Source organism: Xanthomonas hortorum pv. pelargonii, assembly GCF_024499015.1.
In the GTDB taxonomy this organism is placed as follows: domain Bacteria; phylum Pseudomonadota; class Gammaproteobacteria; order Xanthomonadales; family Xanthomonadaceae; genus Xanthomonas; species Xanthomonas hortorum_B.
Genome location: NZ_CP098604.1, coordinates 3,230,709 through 3,253,477, shown reverse-complemented (window position 1 = coordinate 3,253,477; position 22,769 = coordinate 3,230,709). Strand labels below are relative to the sequence as shown.

21 protein-coding genes and 1 pseudogene are annotated in these 22,769 nt (G+C 57.8%); 7 read left to right on the top strand and 15 right to left on the bottom strand.

The features are described from left to right. Positions 1–2 precede the first annotated feature (2 nt). The 9 genes and pseudogenes from NDY25_RS14245 to NDY25_RS14205 form a co-directional block, all read right to left on the bottom strand. Positions 3–629 (bottom strand): hypothetical protein, encoded by a 627-nt coding sequence (locus tag NDY25_RS14245; protein ID WP_256627529.1) that lies wholly within the window; start codon positions 627–629, stop codon positions 3–5. 20 nt (positions 630–649) lie between these two features. Next, positions 650–856: a hypothetical protein gene (locus NDY25_RS14240; protein ID WP_256627528.1), complete on the bottom strand. Its 207-nt coding sequence runs from the start codon at positions 854–856 to the stop codon at positions 650–652. A gap of 15 nt (positions 857–871) precedes the next feature. Next, positions 872–1,383, bottom strand: a pseudogene (locus NDY25_RS14235) (hypothetical protein). Between the two features lie 190 nt (positions 1,384–1,573). Then, positions 1,574–1,864, bottom strand: coding sequence for a SymE family type I addiction module toxin (locus NDY25_RS14230; RefSeq protein ID WP_251755137.1), 291 nt, complete (start codon positions 1,862–1,864; stop codon positions 1,574–1,576). 108 nt (positions 1,865–1,972) lie between these two features. Next, a complete protein-coding gene (locus NDY25_RS14225; protein WP_256627526.1) occupies positions 1,973–3,082 on the bottom strand; it encodes an XVIPCD domain-containing protein in 1,110 nt (369 codons plus the stop codon). A gap of 19 nt (positions 3,083–3,101) precedes the next feature. After that, positions 3,102–3,449, bottom strand: coding sequence for a hypothetical protein (locus tag NDY25_RS14220; protein WP_256627525.1), 348 nt, complete (start codon positions 3,447–3,449; stop codon positions 3,102–3,104). A gap of 14 nt (positions 3,450–3,463) precedes the next feature. Then, the gene (locus tag NDY25_RS14215) at positions 3,464–4,102 is read right to left on the bottom strand and encodes a hypothetical protein (RefSeq protein WP_168960114.1); all 639 of its coding nucleotides are present in this window, start codon (positions 4,100–4,102) and stop codon (positions 3,464–3,466) included. 86 nt (positions 4,103–4,188) lie between these two features. Continuing rightward, positions 4,189–4,605: a SymE family type I addiction module toxin gene (locus NDY25_RS14210; RefSeq protein ID WP_168960115.1), complete on the bottom strand. Its 417-nt coding sequence runs from the start codon at positions 4,603–4,605 to the stop codon at positions 4,189–4,191. Continuing rightward, positions 4,602–4,874, bottom strand: a complete 273-nt coding sequence (locus NDY25_RS14205; protein WP_168960116.1) for an XAC0095 family protein — start codon at positions 4,872–4,874, stop codon at positions 4,602–4,604. Before NDY25_RS14205 ends, NDY25_RS14210 begins: the two co-directional genes overlap by 4 nt. 379 nt (positions 4,875–5,253) lie before the next feature. Between NDY25_RS14205 and NDY25_RS14200 the strand changes: the two genes are divergently transcribed. The 6 genes from NDY25_RS14200 to NDY25_RS14170 all read left to right on the top strand — a co-directional run bounded on the left by NDY25_RS14200 (position 5,254) and on the right by NDY25_RS14170 (position 11,971). After that, entirely contained in the window at positions 5,254–5,979 is a 726-nt protein-coding gene (locus NDY25_RS14200) for a hypothetical protein (protein ID WP_256627524.1), read from the top strand. A gap of 165 nt (positions 5,980–6,144) precedes the next feature. Continuing rightward, entirely contained in the window at positions 6,145–6,576 is a 432-nt protein-coding gene (locus tag NDY25_RS14195; RefSeq protein ID WP_168960109.1) for a hypothetical protein, read from the top strand. After that, a complete protein-coding gene (locus tag NDY25_RS22985; protein ID WP_306308877.1) occupies positions 6,573–9,047 on the top strand; it encodes an XVIPCD domain-containing protein in 2,475 nt (824 codons plus the stop codon). The genes NDY25_RS14195 and NDY25_RS22985 overlap by 4 nt, the downstream gene beginning before the upstream one ends. Before the next feature lie 98 nt (positions 9,048–9,145). After that, on the top strand, positions 9,146–9,538 hold the full coding sequence (locus NDY25_RS14185) for a hypothetical protein (RefSeq protein WP_233366668.1): 393 nt from the start codon (positions 9,146–9,148) through the stop codon (positions 9,536–9,538). Between the two features lie 585 nt (positions 9,539–10,123). After that, positions 10,124–11,200 carry an IS3 family transposase gene (locus NDY25_RS14175; protein ID WP_343243430.1) on the top strand — a complete coding sequence of 359 codons (1,077 nt, stop codon included), beginning with the start codon at positions 10,124–10,126 and terminating at the stop codon, positions 11,198–11,200. A 258-nt stretch (positions 11,201–11,458) separates the two neighbouring features. After that, positions 11,459–11,971, top strand: a complete 513-nt coding sequence (locus NDY25_RS14170; RefSeq protein WP_256627523.1) for a hypothetical protein — start codon at positions 11,459–11,461, stop codon at positions 11,969–11,971. 1,930 nt (positions 11,972–13,901) lie between these two features. Here the strand turns inward: NDY25_RS14170 and NDY25_RS14160 are convergent. The 4 genes from NDY25_RS14160 to NDY25_RS14145 form a co-directional block, all read right to left on the bottom strand. Further along, positions 13,902–14,456, bottom strand: a complete 555-nt coding sequence (locus NDY25_RS14160; protein WP_256627521.1) for a hypothetical protein — start codon at positions 14,454–14,456, stop codon at positions 13,902–13,904. Continuing rightward, positions 14,437–15,366, bottom strand: a complete 930-nt coding sequence (locus tag NDY25_RS14155) for an AAA family ATPase (RefSeq protein WP_256627520.1) — start codon at positions 15,364–15,366, stop codon at positions 14,437–14,439. The genes NDY25_RS14160 and NDY25_RS14155 overlap by 20 nt, the downstream gene beginning before the upstream one ends. Before the next feature lie 706 nt (positions 15,367–16,072). After that, complete coding sequence (gene aceE / locus NDY25_RS14150; protein WP_168958030.1) at positions 16,073–18,760, bottom strand: pyruvate dehydrogenase (acetyl-transferring), homodimeric type; 2,688 nt, start codon at positions 18,758–18,760, stop codon at positions 16,073–16,075. Positions 18,761–19,127: 367 nt separating this feature from the next. Beyond that, entirely contained in the window at positions 19,128–20,129 is a 1,002-nt protein-coding gene (locus NDY25_RS14145; RefSeq protein ID WP_256627519.1) for an arabinogalactan endo-1,4-beta-galactosidase, read from the bottom strand. Between the two features lie 350 nt (positions 20,130–20,479). Here NDY25_RS14145 and NDY25_RS14140 point away from each other — a divergent pair, with 350 nt between their 5' ends. Next, a complete protein-coding gene (locus tag NDY25_RS14140; protein WP_256627518.1) occupies positions 20,480–20,611 on the top strand; it encodes a hypothetical protein in 132 nt (43 codons plus the stop codon). Between the two features lie 139 nt (positions 20,612–20,750). On the opposite strand, the gene NDY25_RS14135 is transcribed toward NDY25_RS14140, so the two are convergent. Together NDY25_RS14135 and NDY25_RS14130 are read right to left on the bottom strand one after the other, a co-directional pair. Beyond that, positions 20,751–22,073, bottom strand: a complete 1,323-nt coding sequence (locus NDY25_RS14135) for an XVIPCD domain-containing protein (RefSeq protein WP_168958032.1) — start codon at positions 22,071–22,073, stop codon at positions 20,751–20,753. Further along, entirely contained in the window at positions 22,070–22,669 is a 600-nt protein-coding gene (locus NDY25_RS14130) for a hypothetical protein (RefSeq protein ID WP_168958033.1), read from the bottom strand. Before NDY25_RS14130 ends, NDY25_RS14135 begins: the two co-directional genes overlap by 4 nt. Positions 22,670–22,769: the final 100 nt, after the last annotated feature.

The window sequence follows — 22,769 nt, the reverse complement described above, 5'->3', positions numbered from 1 at the left end:
AATCAGGTAAGTTTAAGACGCTGCAGATTGAAAATCATCGGTTGCTCAGGCGTACCTGGTGGTGCCTTGTTGTAATGACGCTCATAGATAGCAGCGGTACCGATGACCCAAGGGCCATAATGGTTGGGGTAATCAGAGAGGCCGCCCTGCCCGATCTGAGTGTCCTGCGCAGACTTATCAAAATAGTTGACTCCCATCGCCTCGACGTTCGCCGGGGTGGCTGACATGGTCAGATCCTGGTTTAACGACAGGTTGGGCTTCAAGGTATAGACAAGACCTTGGCTTCCAGCACTAGTGTCAATGAAGTCACGCATTCTTCCCGAGGCAGCGCGATAAATATCTTCCAAGGTTGGCTGCGGCACGCTGCCCTTGACTCTGCTCACTGTCGCATTCCAGCCTGCAATCTCAGCACGCGACTCATCCTCCCGATTGGTGGAGAGCACCTTCTCAGCAGCGGCCGTGTAGTCGTGGGTACTGCGTGCAATTGTGCGGGCTTCAACCATGAACTGCTGTCTTGCGCCCTCTGCTTTTGAGCTGAAAGCACCGTGCTGCAATTCGTGCCCAAGCACGAACGTCAGATCGCCGCTCGCCTGGGCGGGAACTCCTGATGGAGTTGCCAGTTTTGCCAATGGCACCTGGATGGAGTGGCCTACAGGGTCGAATGATCCCCCATGTGAGGATCGGTAAGAGGCTGGAAACTGGAAACAAGCTTTTGATCGACAGCCTCATTGAGTTGACGCGCGAGCTCCGGCGAATCAGCGAACAGCTTTTTCAGCTGATCAACGTGCACCTTGGTGACGCCGGGTGCATGTCCGAAATCATCTACAACCTTCAACGCATCGGGACTGAGTGCCATGTCCGCTCCTTGGAGTTATCGGATGTAAACCCATTCGACACACTTGTGCGCCACCAACTCCTGAGGTTCGGCAGCTTCGCCCCGCGGGAAAACCTCGATGCGCATCCCTGGGCGGGTGAAAAAGTCGCTCATCCACCTGCCGTCTTCCACGACGTTGCGCTCTCGCGCGAACCCCATTTTTCCAACTGTTTGGTAAAGCTGTCGAAGTCGAGACGGCATATCTCGGTCATCGGTGGTGAAGCGCCAGCCGTATTGCGATCAAACCGAAACTCGAACCATCGCCCATCGAGCTTTGTCTCCTCCAAGCCAAAGCCATAGCTCCAGTCATTGGTGAGCACGCCGAACGCGCGGTAACGGCGATCGTCGTCCTTCACGTTGTGAACCGCCTGCCCCATCGTCGACGAAAGGTACTCCGGCGTTAGGTCGGAGATGGCTTTGCTCCCTTTGATCAACTCCAGTAATCGGGAAAGCAAACCTTCTGCAGTGGGTGTGGCCGACGACGCGTGGGTGGGACTGGAAGAAGTCATGGCATGTGTCTCCGTGACGGTTGCCGGGGCTGGGGTGGCCGCCGTGTGGGCGCATGCGCCCAGAGCGAGGGTGGCGAGCAAGGCGTAGAGGGGCGCGCGATCATGAAGCGTCCGTTGTGCGCTGGTGGGGCTGCGACGCTAGTGGCATCCGGCACCGAGGTCAATCGCAAGGTCCCTGGCAGCGGCAGCATCACCGCCGCACGCCGCGCGCTTTGGACGGCACCTCCACCTGCGCCAACACCTCCATCACCAACTGCCCTTCGCTTGCAGTGATACGCAACTTTGTGCCGATCGCAAAGCCCAGTTGTTCCAGCCATAGCCCGCTAAGGCGGACGTGGGGCACGTGCTGGTCGCCGGCGTGGTCGTGGGCGCCGGGGTAGAGGGTGTAGCTGACGGTGCATTGGCGCGGGCGGCGGGCGCGGCGGGGTGCATGCAAACGGCCGGGGCTTTGCGGCGTTGTGTCCGGCTCGGGCGCGAGCATCGGTGGCGGTTTGGGTGCTGTGAGGAGCGGACTTGCGCAAAGGAAATTGAGAAAAACCTTCTATCTCGCGAATTGATCAATCCTTTGCAAGCATGTCCGCAAACGATCTCAACGCGTCATCGTTGGTCCAGGCGGAGTGACTTCCTGTTGCGATTGCTCAAGCGCTTGCTGCTGCTCCCGTGCCTGCGATTGGGCTTGATTAATCGATTGCACGCGCTCGAACGACTGGTTTTCAGGCGTTTGCACTGCCTGCACAGTGGCCATGTCGGCACGGTGGTGCGCTGGATCGCTCTGGGTGCCCTGCACCAGAAACACCTTTTCTCCGGCCGCGAGCTTGTCTGTCGGGTTGTTGAGCAGCACATGGTCTACCCGCGATAAGCCTTCTTCCTTTGCGAGCACAAGCAGGCTTGCCGTCATGCGCTCACTCGATGCATCCCACTCCCGGCCACGTTGCGCATCGAGCTTTTCTACGCCACCTTTGATCTGTTGGTACAGCGCATGATCCGCGTGGCCAGGCTGCGAGGGCGACAGCGCCGGTGATGATTGTGATTGCGGGTCGCGCTCACGCAACACGTGCTCCAACTCCTGCACGGAGATTGGCGACACGTGCAAGTGGGTATTCTTGCTGTGCTGGAACAGGCCGGGCGTCGGTGGCTGCGTGCTGCTGTCGAGGTAAGGCATGGGGCGCGTATCGCTGCCCAGGTCGATACCGTTGCGTTCCAGTACTTCTTCTTTTAATCCCAGACGCTGCATGTCCAGGATCATTGGCTGTTCTGGATCGCCGGGCCTGGGCTTGTTGTATTGACGCTCGTAGATGGCAGCTGTTCCAACCACCCACGGGCCGTAGTGGTTGGCGTAGTCAGACTGCCCCGCGTGACCAATGCGAGTGCTCTTGGCAGCCTTGTCGAAGAAGTTGACGCCCATTGCCTCGACGTTGGCAGCGTTGGCGGGCATCGTCATATCTGCGTTCAAGGTGAGGTTGGACTTGAGCGCGTAATTAAATTGCGGCATTCCGCCAGTCCGATCAATGAAGTCATGCATACGGCCTGGCGCTTCCCGATAAATATCTTCCAAGGAAGCATGCGGATTTGATTGCCTTACCCTGCTAACGGTTGCATTCCAGCCTGCGATTTCTGCACTCGCTTCATCCATACGGTTGCTTGAGAGAACTTTCTCGGCTGCGTCAGAATAGTCGTGCGTGGTCTTGGCTATCTGCACCGCAGCGGTTTCGAAATCTTTACGAGAGGCGGCTGCGGCTGGGCTGTACTAGGCCATGTTGCAATTCATGGCCTAGTACAAACGTCATCTCACCGGAGTCGAGCGACTTCCCACCAGGTCCATTCGACAACCTGGCCAGAGGTAGCCGGATGGAATGATCATCCGGCGTGAACGTTCCGCCTGCATTCGGGTCGGTCAGGGGTTTGAGGCCGAGCACGCGCTGCTTGGCAACCGCCTCATTGAATTGGTCAAGCAAAACGGGCGATGCGGCGAGCACACCCTGCAAATTGACGACATGTTCGGGGCTGACGCCTGGCTGGCGGCCGAAGTCATCAACAATCGCTTGCGCATGTGGACTCAATGGCATGACCGTTCCTTGGATTAACGAATGTAGATCCATTCAACGCAGTGGTGCTCCACCCGCTCCTGCGGCGCATCGGCCTCGCCTCGTGGAAACACCTCCACGCGCACGCCTGGGCGACTGAAGAAGTCACTCATCCATCGCCCGTCTTCCACCATGTTGCGTTGACGCACAAACCCGATGCTCTCTAGCTTCTTGGTAAACGTATCGAAATCGACCCTGCAGATCTCCGTCATGGGCGGGGAAGCACCCGCTTGCGCTGGAACAAAGGTGAACTCGAACCAACGCCCCGCAGTAGGCGTCTGGTCCATGCCAAAGCTGTAACCCCATTCACTGGTAAGCGGAGCACTGGCGCCGTAACGCTTGGGATCTGTTGCCGCATGCGTCACCGGAACCCCCATTTTGGATTGCAGGTAGTCAGGTGTCAGATCGTCAAGTCCGTGAATCGCTTGAATCAATGCAAGCATGCGGGTAAGCGCATCCTCTGCAGTTCGTATCGGCCCGCTGGGTTCACTGCCAGCGGGAATGACTGCGGAATCGGGTGAGGAACGCATGGCAGATGTCTCCGTGACGGTTGCCGGGCCTGGATTGGCCCCCACGTAGACACATGCGCCCAGAGCGAGGGTGGCGAGCAAGGTGTAGAGGGGCCGCGCGATCATGAAGCGTCCGTTGTGCGCTGGTGTGGCTGCGACGCTAGTGGCATCCGGCACCGAGGTCAATCGCAAGGTCCCTGGCGGCCGTAGCGTCACCGCCGCACGCTGCGCGCCTTGGCCGGCACCTCCACCGGCGCCACCACCTCCATCACCAACTGCCCTTCGCTTGCAGTGATACGCAGCTTGGTGCCGATGGAAAAGCCCAGTTGTTCCAGCCATAGCCCACTGAGGCGGACGTGGGGCACGTGCTGGTCGCCGGCGTGGTCGTGGGCGCCGGGGTAGAGGGTGTAGCTGACGGTGCATTGGCGCGGGCGGCGGGCGCGGCGGGGTGCAGGCAAACGGCCGGGGCCTTGCGGCGTTGTGTCCGGCTCGGGCGGCAGCATCGGTGGCAGCTGGGTGCGATCGGGTTCGACGATGACCCACTGCACCCGCTTGGGTGGCGCGGGGTGCGCACGTTGACGGGTGGGCCGTGCGGTGGCGGACGCGTTGGGTGGGCGGCGGCGTGTCATGGCGCCTCCGGGTGGCGAGTGTTGGTGATGGGTGCAGCAACGCACTGCTGCAACGCCACGTCGATGCGTGCGGACAGGCTGCGCAAGGCCTGCGACAACACGCCGGGTTGGCTGAGCAATTGCTGCGCGGGATCGTCGTTGGCCTGCTCAATAGCTGCGCGTGCGGCCAGCCGGCGCAGCACCTCGCCCACATCCCACAGCAGGCCGTGAGCAGAGGCTGGCAACAGATAACCCGGCACCGATGCCGGCGTGGATGGTGCGGTAGACATGGCAACGCCCTCCTGGAACAACCCAAGAACCGCCGCCAACGGCGACGGGATGTCGGGAGGTTCGAAACCGCTAAGAGCCGGCGGGCGTATTTCCCTTGCGGGTGTTGTATTAGCCGCCCTCCCGACGCAGGCATCGCATCGGCTTGTACCTGCAGGATGCGGGCACAAAAAACCCACCAGTTTGACGGAGGTGGGTACCGCTCTTAGAGGAGTTTCGACGCTCCTTGGGCTTAGATTGCGAGTGCAAGGTGTGGCGTGTCAATAGCAACTGAGGAAGAGACTTGACGCGTTTGAGCAACGCGCTGGCGCGCTGTCGGCAGCTGAGGAATACTGACCATGACAGATGCATGTCGCACGCGCGATCGCCGAGGGAGGCTAAATGAGTTCAGTGGATGAAGCGGTAGCGAAACGCAGCGCCGACATCGATGGAGAGGCAGTCAAGCTCACAGACTCGAGCTTTCCCTCGCTCTCTGCGGCGATGGCTCACTACGCACAGGTGACCGAACAGAGCCGCGCCGGCCCAGTCGAGCGCTGGAGCCTTGCGATTGGCATGATCGGTGCGGGCGTCGGGATCTTGGCCGGTACTTTGCTAGATGACAAAACTGGCGCTTACTTGGCCGTTATTGGCCTTGTCACTGAGTTGACAGGCTTTGTTGTGTCGGCAGCGCTAACCGTCAAGCGCGAATGGCCTGAGTTCCGCCGCCCCTATGCGGATCACGCAGACCTGATGGAGCGGGAGTTCCACCAATATCAATCGATCGTTGCATCGCTTCGCAGATTTCCGCTGGAACAACGACGTCGACGCGAGGCATTTATGCGTGACCGTCGCACCAACATGCACGACCGCCTGGGACTGTTCACCGGTGGCATTGAGAAGCTGGGATTCATGCCCGTCTTGCTTGCCTTGTATCTGCAGCTGAAAGACTGGCGTATGGGAGACTGGACGGTATTGAGCAAGATCACCCTGATACAGGGCGTGCTGGCCTTCACGCTCCTGTTTGCCTTTGCGATGTCATGGCATCTCATTCGCCTACGTATACGCGTGCAGTCGTACGAGCAATTATTGGCTGAGGCAAATCGGCAAGATAGCGCCTCTAGCAAGTAAGCGGCCACCAAGCACGATATGCCACTTATGGTGCAATAATGAGTAACCACGATTGCCGATGCCGCACCCTTGCTGGTTGCCCTTGGCACGACGTAGCACAACGACCATTGCCTATCGCCCTGTTCGATAAGCCATACCATTTGGACCAGCAAGAAAGGAATTGAGATGTCATCGACATTTGAATGGGTAGATTTGCCAGCAGGTCGGGCCCGTTTTTCGGGCGGCATCCGGGGTGCTGACGAGCTTGGGCACGAAACCTTCGCCATTGAAATTGATGGCACGGAGTATTTTGGAGAGCTAAAGAATGATTGGCTTCCAGACCAAACCCACTATGACGTAGCAGTTGTTTCTTTTGGATTTTCGGTAGAGCTTCAGGTCGGGATGCCAATTACCGCCTGGTCAGTTCGCCCTTTCACCGATGACGAGCTTGAATCCATAAAGACTATCATCATCCAATTAATACAGACTGGAACTACCTTTACGAAAAAGCCGCTAATCATTAGTGAAAGCGGAGGGGCGATCTTCACGGGAAAGATCATTTTTAATGAGAACTGGGCATTGATCAAGCGTAACGATCAACCCGGAGTTCAGAAATGAACGACCACGCCGCCTCGATCTCTCTGATAGAGAGAGCAAAGTCTCTAGATGAAATATCTGAAATTGCAAGGTCGTATTCTGCAAAATCGGTTGATCAGGGCGGAATTCTTTATAGTCGTTGGGTTGGGGATGTCTCATCCGAAGTTATGGCGGTTGAACTTTCTGACAGGACTGGACTTCCCATCATCAACGACACGCCGCGCGCCAAGTTCCTCATGGAAGCCCGGTCTGCCGTCGAGGAGAAGGCTTCCGAGATTTTTAGGTCGCAGGGATTGCCTCCGAAGATGGCCAAGGAGTCTGCTGCGTCGTTCTTGTTCGGCGACCCGGCGGTTTCATCGCAGAGCCCCACGTCCTTGTCGAAGTGCCTCTGGGGCGAAGCCTCGCACGAATTCGCAAGCTCGCTGCGTGGTGACATCAAAGTAGTGGCTTCTGCTGCCAACCTGGAACGTGTCTTCGGCCAGGTTGAGGTGCCTGCTGTGCTGAACAACCCAAATGTCACTTCGCTGGGCGGTCAACCGATTCCCAAGTTGCAGGCGCTGTACGCACAAGGTGGTGCAGGTGCTGTTCTGCCGGAGGTGCAAACACACTTTATCCAGGCTGCACCCAAGGGCATCTTTGTAGCGCCAGAGAGCATCGGCTCAAAGATTGAAAGGGTTACGTTTTCGCGTGAGTTCGCTGGGAGCTTAGAACTGCAGCAAACACACTTCAAGCCATCCGCAGAACTCACTGCATCCGGCATGGTCCGCGCGCCGACCGGGCTCGATGTGCCAGCCGCGAGCATTGCAGAAACAGCGCTTACCGCAGAAGCAGCAGCTTCACGCAGGCTCTCTCCCGGCACCGTCCGTGGGCTGGGCGTTGTGGGCGCGGCGGCGGCCGTGTACGACCTGGGCGTGACGAGTAGAAACACCGAGCGGCTGGACGCGCAAGGCAATAGCACCGCAGCCGATGCAGAGGTCACTCGCTACGCCACACGCAATCTGGGCACCGCGGGTGGGGCCGTGCTTGGCAGTAGCGTAGGCGCAGCGCTAGGCGTGGAGTCTGGCCCGGGCTTGCTAGTCACAGGTGCGATTGGCGGCATCGTTGGCGCGGTGGGCGGCGACAAGCTGGCCGATGTGATCAATGATCATCGCATTTCCCACCAACAAGATGCGCAAGGCAATACGTGGCGCCTTGAGAGTCACCAAGCCGGAGAACGGTGGGCGCGTGACGTCAGCACTGGTGAGGTCGATCCCGCTGCAGTCGCCTTCGGCGAAGCCGGTGTGCCGCTCTACAAGACGCGGACAGAAGTTGCCACGCCGGAAGTCGCGGACTTACTCACCTTCAAAGCATCTCGTACGTCTATCGAGCTGGCACTCGGTTCGCCGCCGCAGAATAAAGATCCCTACACCCAACCCGCCAACGAGCACGACACGCGCAGCCTGCGCGAATCCCCGTGGATGCACAACGCGAATACGCAGCAATGGACGCGCCAGGTAGCCGATGGCCTGATCGATCGCACGATGAGCACGCACACCGAAACGGCTAGCCCTCAGCGTGCGTCGCAACTCGATGAAGCTTCGCGGCAAATCATCAAGCAGAACGCGATGCACACGCCAGCAGCGATGGCCGCGCACTACAAGGAGACCTACGAGCAGAATGGCTGGGAGCGTCACGCCTACATGCCCGCCGCAGTCCATGACGCACTGAAGCATCCCGGCCGGATCGTCGGCTCAGACGGCGACCTCTACGAACGTGGCAAAGATGGTCAATGGACCCATGACGGGATGCTCTGGGACAGCCAGGCCAAGGGAAATTTAAAGCAAGAGCTTGATGGAACCTATGCAGCCCAGCCCCTAGGCACACAGCGTACCGCTGCTCAGGTGGTGGCACAGGCTGCTGCTGAACCGATCAAAACGCTAGAGGCGGTCCATGTCACTGCGCCGAGGATGCAAAGCCACCACAACACGGACACCTCTTCGAAGAAGACTCAGGAAGACGCAGATGTACGCGGCCATAGCGCCACCGCACGGCCGCAAGCGTCAGGCCCGCAAGATCCGGGTCATCCCGATCACGCCATGTTGAAGCAGATCCGCGAAGGGGTGGCCAAGATCGATGAGAGCGTGGGCAAGCCGTATGACGAGATGAGCGAGCGCGTCAGCCGCTGCCTGCTGGCGGCGTGCAAGGACAATCGCGAGCGCTATCCAGAAGCAGGCAACACCTCGCTGGCTGCGAACGCGCTACAACGTGTGGATCACGTACTGATGGGCAAGAACGGCAACCTGGTCGCGATCGAGGGGCGCATCGACGACCCAACACACAAGCGCGCTGCCATTCCCATCGACCAAGCTATCAACATGCCTTTGGAGCAGTCGGACGCAAAGCTACAAGCGGCCAACCAAGCCATCGCCCAGGAACAGACACAAACACGACAGCAGGAATTGGCACGAAGCCAGCAACAAGATACTCAGCAAGCGCCACGTTTGAGTTTCTGATCGAAATGGATTCCACGACCTAGCATCTGACCAGTCCTGCCTCGCCCGTGTGCCGAGGTAGTAGGCGGCACTTTGCCGGACAAACCTCATCAATACGCATGAACATCAATCTAAAATCTTGCCTCATTTTTGGCAGGTGGTTGCTTGCAGTATCAGCCTTGACTGCTTGTACAGAAGGCAGCATGCGTTCTGATTACAAGAAGAACGATGTACAGCCGGTCAAAGTCGAAAAGTTAGGATCCACCTCACTCAACATCACTTACCACATGCCGGCAGAAAGCCTCTTTTATTCTCCGGGTGTTGATTTTGTAACGGACCACGGCGTCTTGCGCATTGCCATCCGCAGATGTGGCATCAGTGATAAATGCGATGCCATGGCGGAAGCTGTCATGCCAATAGCCGAGCCGTGGACACGGAAAGTCACCGTACCGTATGCAGGCGGAAAGGTCCTGGTGTTCTACGCAGACACCGAAGAAACTTTTACGCCTTAATTCAAAAGTCTGCGCTAACGGAGTCGGTTTTTGCGGGCGTCAGGCCCGCTCATCGGCCAAACCGAGCGCCGCCGATTGATAAGTGAGCCTGGCCCGTTATTGTTCCATGTGCACTTGCTTACCAAGCCACCTGTAAAAGGACGGATCGGGCAGCTGATGCAGCGGCTTGAGCGGAACTACATAGCGCTGTTCAATGGCCGCCACGGGCGCACCGGCACGCTATGGGTAGGGAGCTACAAAGCCTGCCTTGTGGAAAGCGCTGACTACGTCCTTCGCTGCTATCGCTACATTGAACTCGACCCGGTGCGTGTTCGCCTGACCGACGACCCGGCGTCGTATCACTAGTCCAGTTGCCTAGCCAATCTGGGTCAGCGCGGGCACTCGGCACCGGCGCCACATCCCTGCTGACTTGTGCTTGGCAACGACTCGCTTGGGCAATCCAACGCCTACCGCGCCTTTCTCGATAAAGCCCTGTCCGACTGTCGACTCCCCGTAAAATTGATCCATCCATAACTAGAGGTCTCCGGGCACACTAGCCACCAAGGAGACCAACGATGCCGCAAGAGCAAGTTCACCGAAAGCCAGATTGTCGCCACGCTGAAGCAGGTTGAGGGCGGCCGCCAGGTCAAGGATGTGTGCCGTGAGCTGGGCATTTCCGATGCGACGTACTACGTCTGGAAGTCCAAGTACGGTGGCATGGAGGCAGCCGATGTGCAGCGCCTTCGCGACCTGGAGACCGAGCACAGCAAGCTCAAACGCATGTACGCCGAGCTCGCGATGGAAAACCATGCATTGAAGGATGTCATCGCAAAAAGCTATAGACCCGGCGCACAAACGCCCGCTTCTTGCCTGGCTCGTCGAGCAGCATGGCTGGAGCGAGCGCCGGGCCTGTGCGGTCGTTGGCGTGGCTCGCTCGACAGTGCGCTATCGGCGTCGTCCCGATCGCGACGAGGAGGTCATTGCGCTGTTGTCCGAATTGGCCGAGCGTTTTCCCGAGCGTGGTTTTGGAAAGCTCTTTCAGATCATCCGCCGTCGCGGACATGTGTGGAATCACAAAGGGTGTGGCGCGTGTATTGCCTGATGAAACTCAATCAACGTCGTCGCAGCAGGCGCCGGGTCCCGACGCGTCATCCACAACCGCTGGCATGCGGAGAGCGACCCAATGCTGGATGGTCGATCGACTTCATGTCCGATGCGTTGTGGGATGGTCGACGCTTCCGCACGTTCAATGTCATCGACGATTTCAGTCGGGAAGCCTTGGCGATCGAAGTGGACTTGAATCTCCCGGCCGCCCGCGTCATCCGCACCTTGGAACGCATCGCAGCCTGGCGCGGCTACCCCGCCAAACTTCGCTTGGACAATGGCCCGGAGTTTGTCGCATTGGCCTTGGCCGAGTGGGCCGAGCGCAAAGGCATCGCCTTGGACTTCATCGAGCCGGGGCGTCCAATGCAAAACGGTTTTATCGAACGCTTCAACGGCAGCTACCGGCGCGGCGTGCTGGACATGCATCTCTTCCGCACGCTGAGCGAGGTTCGCGAACAGACCGAACACTGGCTGGCCGACTACAACCAGCAGATCCCGCACGACAGCCTGGGCGGGCTAACGCCCGCCGAGTTCCGTGATCAACATCAACCGCAGACCTCTAATTTTGGCTGGCATTGAATTACGGGGAGTCGACACGACGAACTGCTCGCCAGCATCGGCTTTCATCTACAGCAGCAGCGAGCCCTTGGCCACGACTCCTTCCGCGCGATGGTCGACGCCAAGACCCACCGATTTGCGTACGTCAGGCCCGCGCATCGGCCACGCAAATCGCGCGCGATCGACTCAAAGTTGACCTGACCCCGTTACTGAACTCATTGATTGCACCGAGTCGCTATTCAAGCTTCAATTAACCACCCCCATTTCACAGAAAATCATATGAGCGCTCCGAACCAATATAGCCCTTCGGCTGCCGTAAAAAACTGGAAAGCTGAGATTATTCGAGGCCTAAAATATTGCAAGGAGCATGGCTGGCTTCTTAGCGGAGGCATTGCCTTACTAGCTGCAATTAGCATTTTCAACTACTCAATGCGCGAAAATGTACCTATCAACCTCACAGCTGCATCAGCAATAGCTTCATTGCCCGTAATTTTTACCGCTATCGCCTGCATTGTTATTTTACTGTTAGGCTGTGTCCTGCTACCTACCGCCATCACTTTTATACCACCAATTCCAGGACGCCCGACACCAATAGTCAGAATATTCAGTGGCAGGCCAAAAGTGCGGATCAAAGCGCGCAAAAGTTTAATTTTAGCGCTTATGATACCCGCCGCAACAACTTCAATAATAATATTTTTCTACAGTTATTATAACGATGTAGAAAGTCCGCTATTCGGCCTTTCCGTTTTTCCTCCATCATTCTCTCGATCTCTTCATTCATTAGAATCCTAGGCGGAAAAGGTAATAAATTTTTTCCACGGATTTCTCTTGATTTTCTGGCTGTTTCGATAGCAGCGGCATTGATTCAGATTATTACCTGGCTATCTATTCTAAAGTTCTCATTATTTTTGTTCGCGGACGAAAAAACTGGATGCTGGGATTTGTTCTAGTTGCTATTGTTGCGACTTTGACTCTTACATTCCTACAAACCTTCGCAGCAGCAGGAATATCACAACTACTTGCAAGCTCAAAACCTCTCAACCATCTAGCCTTAACAATTACCACTATTGTCGTAGCAATGTGCGCATTTCCTCCGACTGGATCAATGCTAGCTGGATTTGTAATGCAGTCGATGGCTTCAGGTGGCCGCAACTGCGTGATAATCAAGTGGTCCAAGTCAGGATTTGAGGATCCTACGCTCCCATCACAAAACGATAAGAAAAGCAGTATCGCCCTCAAACTGATGGCAGTGGATGGGAGTGACTACCTCGCCAGAGCGAATAATTCTAAACAGAAGGAGATTCAGCGAATTCCCGTGTCTTCGGTGCGCTCTATGTACGAGTGCCCCTCCAAGAACCCAAACGACGAAAATTAATAATATTCCAGCGGTAACGGGGGTGAGGCTAACGGGATTAGGCTCACTTCCTAATATCCCGCAGCACATCGTGCAGCGCGGGAAGAACCGCTTGCCGTGCTTTCTGGATGATGGCGACCGATTGCGCTACGTGCACTTGCTGCATGAGGCCCTGCACGCCATAGGCTGCCAGCTGCATGCCTATGTATTGATGGACAACCACATGCAATTGCTTGCAACGCCACCTGCAACGGGACGGGACGAATCGGGCAGCTGATGCAGCGGCTTGGGCGCAACTACGTGGCACTGTTCTATGGCCGCCACGGCCGCGCCGGTACGCTATGGGAAGGGCGCTACAAAGCTTGTCCTGTGGACAGTGCTGACTACGCACTTCACTGCTATCGCTACATTGAACTCAACCCGGTACGGGCTCGCCTCACCGACGACCCGGCGGCGTATCGCTCGTCAAGCTGCCCGGCCAATCCGGGGCAGCGCGGGCACTCTGCACTGACGCCATATCGCTGTTGGCTTGCTCTTGGCAACGGACCGATTGAGCGATTCAACGCCTAACGCGCCTTGGTCGATGAAGCCCTGTCGGACGAATTGCTCGCCAGCATCCGTCATCCATTTACAGCAGCAGCGCGCCCTGTGCCACAACGCCTTCCGCGCGATGGTCGAAACCAAGACCCGCCGCTTTGCGGGAGTCAGACCCGCGCATCGGCCACGCAAACCGAGCGTCGTCGATTAATAAGTGAACCAGACCCCTTTACCAAACGCACTACGCCACCTGCTCACCGAAAACCAGTCAGACATGAGGTTTGTCGCTTGAAGAGTAGGGAAACCTCAGCCTCCGCCCCCTTTGTTCTCTTCTATCATTAGGAATTTACGTTAACGACCACTTAGAAGCCAAACCAAAACTAGCAACCTCGGCAAGCAGGTGATCAAGCGCAGGAACTCGCTGCGGGAAGACGCGGCAACCTGCAATTTTGTGATTATCCAACTTCGATGAAAACCTAGCTAATAGCCCGTCATCAGGCTCGCACATTGTACACTTTTCATCACTGCAGCCTAGATTCGCACATATCGAGTCCCATGAAACAGCCGACAAAGCCGAATGAGTTGCTTCGTGGGACTTATCGCCAATATTAAGATTGCGGAATCTACACAGCCTATCACCCTTTTTATGTCCATAAATCCGTGCAGAGGCCAATTTTTTCATTATAAAGTTCGCGCCGCACAATTCTATCACCTACATCGCTCTGGGCATATAATTCGGGCGGAACTACGTTCTCCAGCTCCCTTGCATTTAAAATATGAAGAGACCAACGCCAACTATTTGAAAAACTCTTTCTGCAGCTTTTTGCAGTACTACCAAGCGCACCATGCACGTGAGGGCGATCCGAGTCTACGACACAGAGCCCTAAGGAACTCGAATTTCGCTGATGGACGACTAATGTAAGCGAAGTGCCACCCCTCCACCAGAAACCGGGGTAAACCTAAGCCCCCCATCCCAAAGATACCTTTTTCTCTGAGGTGGATTTGAGCTAAAAATAAGATAACTTGATAATCATACATATGCTCCACAACTAAGATAGTTGATTCAAGCAAATTAGTATCACTAAAAGATGATAACGGAACAACCCAATCAATTCCTTGCTGATGACAAGCTATCGAATCGGGCACAATATTTATTTTCTTTAGCAATTTACCAAGCACAGCGACTTGAGAATATTTAGCCAAAACCGATTTAAAATAAGCTGAAGATTTTCTTGAGAGGCCTTGCACCTGCAATATCTTTGATATTACACCTCTTTCGCCAAGTATCAAATGCCTGCGGGCAAAACCCGCTTCCCCTAAATTATCGAGACTTTCTATAAAATTCGCGAAATTTACAGCATCCCCATCAGTTATCCAGAAAAACATTAATCCTCCGGCACAAAAAACCTAACGGCCAGGATTCAGCAAGTACACCGCTATCATCGAAGCTGACGCACTTGACCTTTGAGACGCCCGTTGAGTTGTCAAAGAGGATTATCTGAACATCGTCCGCATCGATAACTTCACTAGCAATGAGGGCACCGAGTCGATTCACGATGTGCTCGCTATGAGTTTCCACGAAAATTGGAACCCGTCGTGATTGTCTATCTAAAGCATGAGAAACACCAGCAAATACATCCGAAAGAAGCGCTTGATAGCGCGGATGAAGATGCAACTCGGGCTGTTCAATCGCAATTATACTAGCCGCCGAATTTTCATGCGAAGATCTTTTGATGCAGGAATGCCATAGCTGTAGAACTACTGGGAGAACTTGGGAGTAGCCAAATCCTAGGTCAGTTACGTTCCTGCCAACTGCGTCACTTCCAATCACCACTTTAATTTCTACATTTCCGCCAGCGATCTGCGTGTAAGCAAAAAATCCGAGATTTGACTTCATCCATTGCTTGAGGTCTTCTTTATCGCGCATATCAAGCGAATGAAGGTACATAGCTGTATTAGCACCACTTGAGTCAATCTCATCAACAGCAAGATCTTGCAATCGGTAATAACGCTCTACCGAGGCTCTTACTGGCTCGATATATTTCACCCCCTTTGCAAACCGCTCAAAATCATCGCCTACCTCCTTAACTATTTCGGGTAGCGCATGGAGAAGCAATAGTGAGCGAAGCTTTGTTAAGGAGGGGCCATTAGCATTTCTTAAAGCCAAATCATTTTTGAGACTTTCTGGAGCAGTAGTTAATCCAGAAAATTGTCTCTTAAATTCCACAGCTGGCGCATATGCCAACTCTTTAGCCACTAATCGAAGAGTAGCGGTTGAAGTATTACCGTGCGCCATAAGTCTCAATTGACTTACAATTAAACCTAAAATCCAAGATCGATCCTCAATAAAAAAGCCCCGCCCTCACCCTCCTCCCTGGAAAGGAATATCAGTCTTGGTATTTTTGACTCGACATCCCCGTACCAAAATTGATCTACCGCAACCTCGAACGACTCGTCATTTATAACAATTTTCTTTACCGCCTTATTGGCGCTGTAGATAATCGAGACATTATCACGACCAATCCCCAAACTTACTTTCGAAACCCTACCAGCTTCATTTTTAGTGCTATCCAATTCCAAAATAATTCTTATGTTGCGACTCAACCTATGAGTCGCGACTGTATCCTTTAACAAAACTTTCTGCGCACGACGCAACTTACTACTTACATCCAAATCGAATGATAGGGAAACTGGCACATCCTCCCCCCTCACTTCTCACTTGCTTAAGACTCCCGAAGTCGACAAGGCGTCCGTACCATAAAATTGGGCCTTTAGTTCTCACTTCAACACTTTGCTTTAATAACGGGAATATACGAATCAACGTACTTTTCCCAGAACTATTCATGCCGACTAGGATATTTATTTTTTGACAGGTATGTGCCCTGAATTGCGCAAAGCACGGATATTATTCAGCCCCATCCCAGATATCATTTATGTCTACCTAAGCTGCAAAAAGGCGACCCTTCGGTCGCCTTTTAAATTGTCAAAATTCCCAAGAAAAATCAAACCCCTACAGGATTCGCCTTCTCAGGATCAATCTTGTACTGCTTGATCGCCCGGGCCACATCCTTACCCGTCATCTTGCCATCCTTCGCCAGCGCGGCAATCGCCGCATGCGCGATGTAGTAGCGATCCACCTCAAAGAACCGACGCAGATTCGCACGCGTGTCCGAGCGACCGAACCCATCCGTGCCGAGCACGCTGTAGGTCATCGGGACGAAGGCGCGGATCTGGTCGGCGAACAGGCGCACGTAATCCGTTGCGGCGATTGCCGGGCCCTGGCGGCCTTCCAGCAGCTGGGTGACGTAAGGCTTGCGCTGTTCGGCCTCCGGGTGCAGGCGGTTCCAGCGTTCGGCGGCGAAGCCGTCGCGGCGCACTTCGTTGAAGCTGGGGCAGGACCAGATGTCGGCGGTGACGCCGAAGTCCTTGTCCAGCAGCTCGGCTGCGGCGATGGCCTCGCGCAGGATGGTGCCGCTGCCCAGCAGCTGCACGCGCAGTTCGCCCTTCTTGGGCTTGCCGGCGTCCTTGAGCAGGTACATGCCCTTGATGATGCCCTCGGCTGCGCCGTCCGGCATGCCGGGGTGGGCGTAGTTCTCGTTCATCAGGGTGATGTAGTAGTACTCGTCGATCTGGTCTTCCATCATCGCCTTCATGCCGTGCTGCATGATGACGGTGACTTCGAAGCCGAAGGTCGGGTCATAGCTACGCACATTCGGGATGGAGCCGGCGATGACCTGGCTGAAGCCATCTTCGTGCTGCAGGCCTTCGCCGTTGAGCGTGGTGCGGCCGGCGGTGCCGCCGAGCAGGAAGCCACGCGTACGCATGTCCGCTGCCTGCCAGGCGATGTCACCCACGCGCTGGAAGCCGAACATGGAGTAGTAGATGTAGAACGGCAGCATCGGCACGTCGGAGACCGAGTAGCTGGTGCCGGCGGCCATCCACGAGGCGATGGCGCCCGGCTCGCTGATGCCCTGCTGCAGCACCTGGCCGGTCTGGTCTTCGCGGTAGTACATCAGCTGGTCGGCATCGACCGGCTTGTACTTCTGGCCGAACGGGGCATAGATGCCGATCTGGCGGAACATGCCTTCCATGCCGAAGGTGCGCGCCTCATCGGCCACGATCGGCACGATGCGCGGGCCCAGTTCCTTGTCGCGCAGGGCGATGTTGAGGCTCTGCACAAACGACATGGTGGTGGAATAGCTGCGCTCGCCGCTGTCCTTGAGCAGGCGCTCGAACTTGTCGAGCGTCGGCGCCACGAACGACTTGCTGGCCTTGGGACGGCGTGAGGGCAGGAAGCCGCCCAGCACGTTGCGGCGTTCTTTCAGGTACTGCACTTCCGGGGAGTCTTCGCCGGGGTGGTAGAACGGCACCTGGCCGTCTTCCAGCTGGGCGTCGGTGACCGGGATGTTGAAGCGGTCGCGGAAGTGCTTGACCGCCGCGTCGTCCAGCTTCTTGGTCTGGTGGGTGGGGTTGAGCGCCTCACCGGCCGAGCCCATGCCGTAGCCCTTGACCGTCTTGGCCAGGATCACGGTGGGCATGCCGGTGGTGTTCACGGCCTGGTTGTAGGCGGCATACACCTTGTGCGGGTCGTGGCCGCCACGGTTGAGGCGCCAGATGTCGTCGTCGGAGAGGCCGGCGACCATGGCCGCGGTCTCCGGGTACTTGCCGAAGAAGTTGGCGCGCGTGTAAGCGCCGCCGAAGGCCTTGCAGTTCTGGTATTCGCCGTCGACGGTTTCCATCATCAGCTTCTTGAGGACGCCGTCGGTGTCCTTGGCCAGCAGGGCGTCCCAGTAGCCGCCCCAGAGCAGCTTGATGACATTCCAGCCGCCGCCACGGAACACGCCTTCCAGTTCCTGGATGATCTTGCCGTTGCCGCGCACCGGGCCGTCCAGGCGTTGCAGGTTGCAGTTGACCACGAAGATGAGGTTGTCCAGGCCTTCGCGGCCGGCCAGCGCAATGGCGCCGAGGGTTTCTGGCTCGTCCGACTCGCCGTCGCCGATGAAGCACCACACCTTGCGGTCGGACTTCTCGATCAGGCCGCGGTTTTCCAGGTAGCGCATGAACTGCGCCTGGTAGATGGCGGCCAGCGGGCCCAGGCCCATCGACACGGTGGGGGTCTGCCAGAACTCGGGCATCAGCCACGGGTGCGGGTAGGACGAGATGCCCTGGCCGTCCACTTCCATGCGGAAGTTGTCCAGCTGGGCTTCGCTGATGCGGCCTTCGAGGAAGGCGCGGGCGTAGATGCCCGGGGCGCTGTGGCCCTGGATGAACAGCAGGTCGCCCGGGTGGTTGTCCGAGGGCGCGCGCCAGAAGTGGTTGAAGCCCACGTCGTAGAGCGTGGCGCTGGAGGCGAACGAGGCGATGTGGCCGCCCAGGTCGCCGGGCTTGCGGTTGGCCCGCACGACGGTGGCCATGGCGTTCCAGCGGATGATCGAGCGGATCTTCCACTCCAGCGCGGAGTCGCCGGGGTTCTTGGCCTCGTTGGCCGGTGCGATGGTGTTGACGTACTCGGTGGTGGGCGAGAACGGCAGGTAAGCGCCGGCGCGGCGGGTCTGTTCGACCATGCCTTCCAGCAGCTGATGGGCGCGCTCAGGACCTTCTACATCGATGACGGCCTTGATCGATTCGAGCCACTCCTGCGTCTCAAGCGGGTTCGGATCGTTGTGCAGCACTTCGTTCAACCAGTTCATTAGCGCTCCCGGGGGGACACACCCCGCGGGTGTGTCGACATCGTGAATTCGTGAACCCCCAAGTGTACCGCACGCACCTGTTGCCATTCCTCGCTACGGGTGCGTATGGAATGGGATGGTGTTGTGCGGTGAATGCGTTGGTGGCGGATGCCACGCATGCGGGCGCTGCCGGTGTACGACCAAAGGATAAGGGCCGCTGGCGGGCGATTGCCGAGCGCCAGCGCCAGCGGCTCGGCGCGGAATGGGCCGATGTGCATGCACCGTAGGAGCGCACCTGGGCGCGAGTGGCGTTACCGGTAAAGCCCGTCGCGCCCGGGTGCGCTCCTACGGGGGCGGTCGATGGTGCCCGGTTGCGTGGCGCAGCCGGTCAGAACGCCTGCAGCGCTTCGGTCAGCTGGCCGTTGTTGTTGACCGCGCCCATGGTGTAGCCCTGCCAGCCGGGGTAGGCGTTGGGCTCCCAATAGAACACACCGAGCACGCGCGAGCCGATGGCGTTGCTGCGGCTGAGCAGGTTGGTGAGCATGGCGCGGGTGGTGGCGGCCTGCTGCCAGTCCATGCCGACCTCGGCCACGACCACGTCGCTGCCGTAGCGGGAGATCATGTCGCGCATGTTGGTGTCCAGACGGTTGTTGTAGTCCTGCCAGCTGCCCACCGGCGGGTAATGCGACATGCCGATGACGTCCCACTTGCCGCCAGCCGAGCGCAGGTTGTCGAAGAACCAGCGGAAGTTGGCGTTGTCGTAGCCGTTGGCCAGATGCACGATGACCTTGGCGTTGGGGTACACCGCCTTGGTGGCGTTGTAGCCGCTGTTGATGAACTGGCCCAGGTTGGCGAAGTTGGGCGTCTTGCCCTCGTTCCACAGCATGCCGCTGTTGATCTCGTTGCCCACCTGCACCCAGCTGACGGTGATGCCGTTGTCCTTGAGGTACCTGAGGATGCCCTGGGTGTGGCTGTAGACGTCGGTATTGAGCTGGGCGACGGAGTGGCCCGCCCAGGCGGCCGGCTTGGTCTGCTTGCCGGGGTCGGCCCAGCTGTCGCTGTAGTGGAAGTCGATCATGATGCGCATGCCCTGCGCAGCGGCGCGCTTGGCCTTGTCCAGGGTGTCGCGGCCATCGTTCCAGCCGCCGGACGGGTTGACCCACACGCGCAGGCGCACTGCGTTACCGCCGACGTCCTTGAACAGCTTGATGAAGTCGGTGGTGTTGCCGGCCGCATCGCGAAACACCTGCGGCGGGTTGGCCGCGGCCTGCTGGTTGAGCCAGCTGACGTCGGCGCCCTTGGCGATGCCTTGCGCGCCTGCGCCGGCGCTGAAGATGCACGCCAGCAGTACCAGCAGCAAGCGGCTATAGCCCTTACGAAACATGCTCATGAAACCCTCTCCCTTGATCGATGGATGTCGCGCCACGCGGCGCCTTGCCTGATCCCCCTGAATCTCGAGGCGTGCTGTGCGGCGATGCGGGCAATGCCGCGATGCCACGCACGCTGCGAAACGGTGGCGATTCAAACACGGCACTGCAACGCGGTTGCGCTCGCTATAGGTGCTGGGCGATTGCGGCATAGTTCGCGGCGGAAAAAACCTTGCGCCAGCGAACTGGCACTATTTTCGCCAGCACGATGTTGTGCGGGTGCAACAGAAAAACAGCGCGGTACTGCGCGAGGCAGCTGATCCTCGCGATCTGTCGCCGCAACGACATGCATGGCCGACCGTCTGCGACCGCAATGGACCTGGGCCTGATCAGACGCGGCAACGCGCTACAGGCCTGCCGGCAATTGGGCACGCTGCTAGAAGCGCAACTCCTGATGCCCTGCCTGTTTGACGCACTCAACGAACTCTCGCTGCAGGATCGGTAGCGATCAAACAAAAAACGCCGGGCAAGCCGGCGTTTTTGGTGCAACGTGCGATGGAAGCAGTCGCAGGTTGAAGCGGCACTGCGTCACGGAGGCTGGTTAAGCGAATGAACGCCACCGGGCCGCTAACGCATGACCGCACTCAACTCATCGCGCGGGCGCCCTGCTGTTGCTGCTGGGTCTGCGACTGCTGTTGTTCCAATGCCACGGACTGACGTGCGGCATTTTCTGCAACGCGCTGGCTGCTCTGTTCCAGCGGGGTATTGATGGCGGTCATCGTCTCCACGCTGACGCGCAGCTGCGCGGGGTCGTCCACGCGGCCCTGCACGGCAAAGGTGCGCGCCGCATCCGGGCTCATCATCACCGCGTCGATGCGCTGGCCGCCGGCGGCATGCATCTCCGAGGCGAGCGAGCCGGATAACTGCGCGCTCTGCTGATCCGGGCTGCGCCCGGCGCGTGCGTCCTGCGCGTGCACGCCACGTTGCGCATCCTGGAACAGGCTATTGCCCACGTGCCCGGGCTGATCGATGCGCAGCGAGGTGTGGTCGTTGCCATGCTCGCGCGCGTCGCGCTTGGCGGGCTCGCCCGGGGCGAGCGGGCCACGGATGGCGTCTATGACGTCCTTGCCTAGGCCGAGGTTGCTGCGGCTGATCACGGTGATGCCGGCGCGGATCTGATCCAGATCGGTGCGGTACTCGTTGATCATGCGCTTGTTCGTTTCGGCAAGCGTGCGTGCATTCGGATCGCTAAGGACGGAACCTTCGTTCAGAAAGTTGCCGAGCTTATGCGCGCCCAGCGATGCACCGGCTGCGACAACCGGTGAATCGGGAATCAGGAAATTGGCCCTACTGTTGCTGTAGCCGGCGTGGTTCAGCGTGCTGATCTCATCAGGCTTTGCGTAGATGCGCACCTGGCCAAAGTGCGGGGATGCCGCACTCACGGGATCGGACGCCATTACATGATTCACCACGCTGTTACCGCCTTCCGGAATACGGTAGGACAGGCTGGCCGCGCCATACGAGTTAAAGGTCTCGCCTTTGAGATCGTAGTGATGTGCGGAGATCTGCGCGAGTGCGCCGCCAAGGGAGTGGCCGGTGACGGTCACTGCTGGCGTACGACCGTTCTGCTCCCCGTATTCTTTTGCGTAGTCCAGCGCATGCTTTGTCAAGGTCAACGCATCGTCGGCTTGCGGATTATGCCGGCTCCGCACCATCGCCCCATCGGTGAGGATGTCGTCGAGCTTGCCCTCGGTACCGCGATGCGAGACCACGATCTCACCGGTGCTTTCACGGCGATAGATGGTGCCCTGATAGCCGGTAGCTTTGTTGTTGACATGCTCCAGGACAGCGTATTTCTCTCCACCGGTTTCAAACAGTTCTTTCTGATCCGGAGCACGCCGCCCTACCGCACGGTCCTCGTAAATATCGTTGGACAGATCAGCGTATTGCTGTGAAGGGATGGTCATGGCGTCGCTTCCTTGGCAGCCAATGTGATGGTGAACAGCTTGTCGCGAATCTCAGGCTTGAACTTTTCGGTATCAAGCTCGCCCATGTCTGGAAAATCGCTCATGCCCGAACGCGGATAGCGCTCACTCCAGTAATACTTGGTCGAAGCCTGCTGCGCAGTCACCGTCTTGCCTTCGATAAACGACAAAAAGCGCGTCTCTTCTTCGGCACCGGTGGCCTTGAGCAGCACGCTGGCACCGCTGAATTCCCAATGGCAGACGCCGCGGCCGTAATAGTCCTCGTCCTGCATCAGGTCCAGATAGACGGTGCCGCGGTATTCGGTGTCGGAGATCTTCTTGAGCGCGAAGTCTTCCTGGCTGGTGATGCGCCCGGCGGTACCGGTCTCGGCCTGGATCTTGCCGCATTCGGCTTCGTTGCTGACGTCGTATTGCGCCGCACCCTGGACCAGGCCGAAGGCACCGGGCGCCTTGTCGAGGGTGAGCGTGACCTCGAAGGCCTTGCGCGGGCTGGGATTCAATTTGGCAAGGCCGCGACCGCCCGCCTCCACGTCGGCTTCTGCAGTGGCCTCGGTTGCGGGGGATGTGGTCTGGGTCATGCTGGTCTCCGGGGCGTTACAGGCCGTAAGCAAAAGGGCCAGCAGGCTCGGTGTGAGAATCAGGCGCAAGGCCGGCCTCCATGGCGATAAGGGGGCTCAA

Coding starts and splice junctions, on each gene's coding strand:
- NDY25_RS22985 (WP_306308877.1), top strand. CDS start 6,573: ATGAACGACCACGCCGCCTCGATCTCTCTGATAGAGAGAGCAAAGTCT.
- NDY25_RS14160 (WP_256627521.1), bottom strand. CDS start 14,456: ATGTTTTTCTGGATAACTGATGGGGATGCTGTAAATTTCGCGAATTTT.
- NDY25_RS14220 (WP_256627525.1), bottom strand. CDS start 3,449: ATGCCATTGAGTCCACATGCGCAAGCGATTGTTGATGACTTCGGCCGC.
- NDY25_RS14155 (WP_256627520.1), bottom strand. CDS start 15,366: ATGGCGCACGGTAATACTTCAACCGCTACTCTTCGATTAGTGGCTAAA.
- NDY25_RS14230 (WP_251755137.1), bottom strand. CDS start 1,864: ATGCTCGCGCCCGAGCCGGACACAACGCCGCAAAGCCCCGGCCGTTTG.
- NDY25_RS14170 (WP_256627523.1), top strand. CDS start 11,459: ATGAGCGCTCCGAACCAATATAGCCCTTCGGCTGCCGTAAAAAACTGG.
- NDY25_RS14215 (WP_168960114.1), bottom strand. CDS start 4,102: ATGATCGCGCGGCCCCTCTACACCTTGCTCGCCACCCTCGCTCTGGGC.
- NDY25_RS14205 (WP_168960116.1), bottom strand. CDS start 4,874: ATGTCTACCGCACCATCCACGCCGGCATCGGTGCCGGGTTATCTGTTG.
- NDY25_RS14145 (WP_256627519.1), bottom strand. CDS start 20,129: ATGAGCATGTTTCGTAAGGGCTATAGCCGCTTGCTGCTGGTACTGCTG.
- NDY25_RS14185 (WP_233366668.1), top strand. CDS start 9,146: ATGAACATCAATCTAAAATCTTGCCTCATTTTTGGCAGGTGGTTGCTT.
- NDY25_RS14195 (WP_168960109.1), top strand. CDS start 6,145: ATGTCATCGACATTTGAATGGGTAGATTTGCCAGCAGGTCGGGCCCGT.
- NDY25_RS14240 (WP_256627528.1), bottom strand. CDS start 856: ATGGCACTCAGTCCCGATGCGTTGAAGGTTGTAGATGATTTCGGACAT.
- NDY25_RS14210 (WP_168960115.1), bottom strand. CDS start 4,605: ATGACACGCCGCCGCCCACCCAACGCGTCCGCCACCGCACGGCCCACC.
- NDY25_RS14135 (WP_168958032.1), bottom strand. CDS start 22,073: ATGACCATCCCTTCACAGCAATACGCTGATCTGTCCAACGATATTTAC.
- NDY25_RS14140 (WP_256627518.1), top strand. CDS start 20,480: ATGGACCTGGGCCTGATCAGACGCGGCAACGCGCTACAGGCCTGCCGG.
- NDY25_RS14200 (WP_256627524.1), top strand. CDS start 5,254: ATGAGTTCAGTGGATGAAGCGGTAGCGAAACGCAGCGCCGACATCGAT.
- NDY25_RS14130 (WP_168958033.1), bottom strand. CDS start 22,669: ATGACCCAGACCACATCCCCCGCAACCGAGGCCACTGCAGAAGCCGAC.
- aceE (WP_168958030.1), bottom strand. CDS start 18,760: ATGAACTGGTTGAACGAAGTGCTGCACAACGATCCGAACCCGCTTGAG.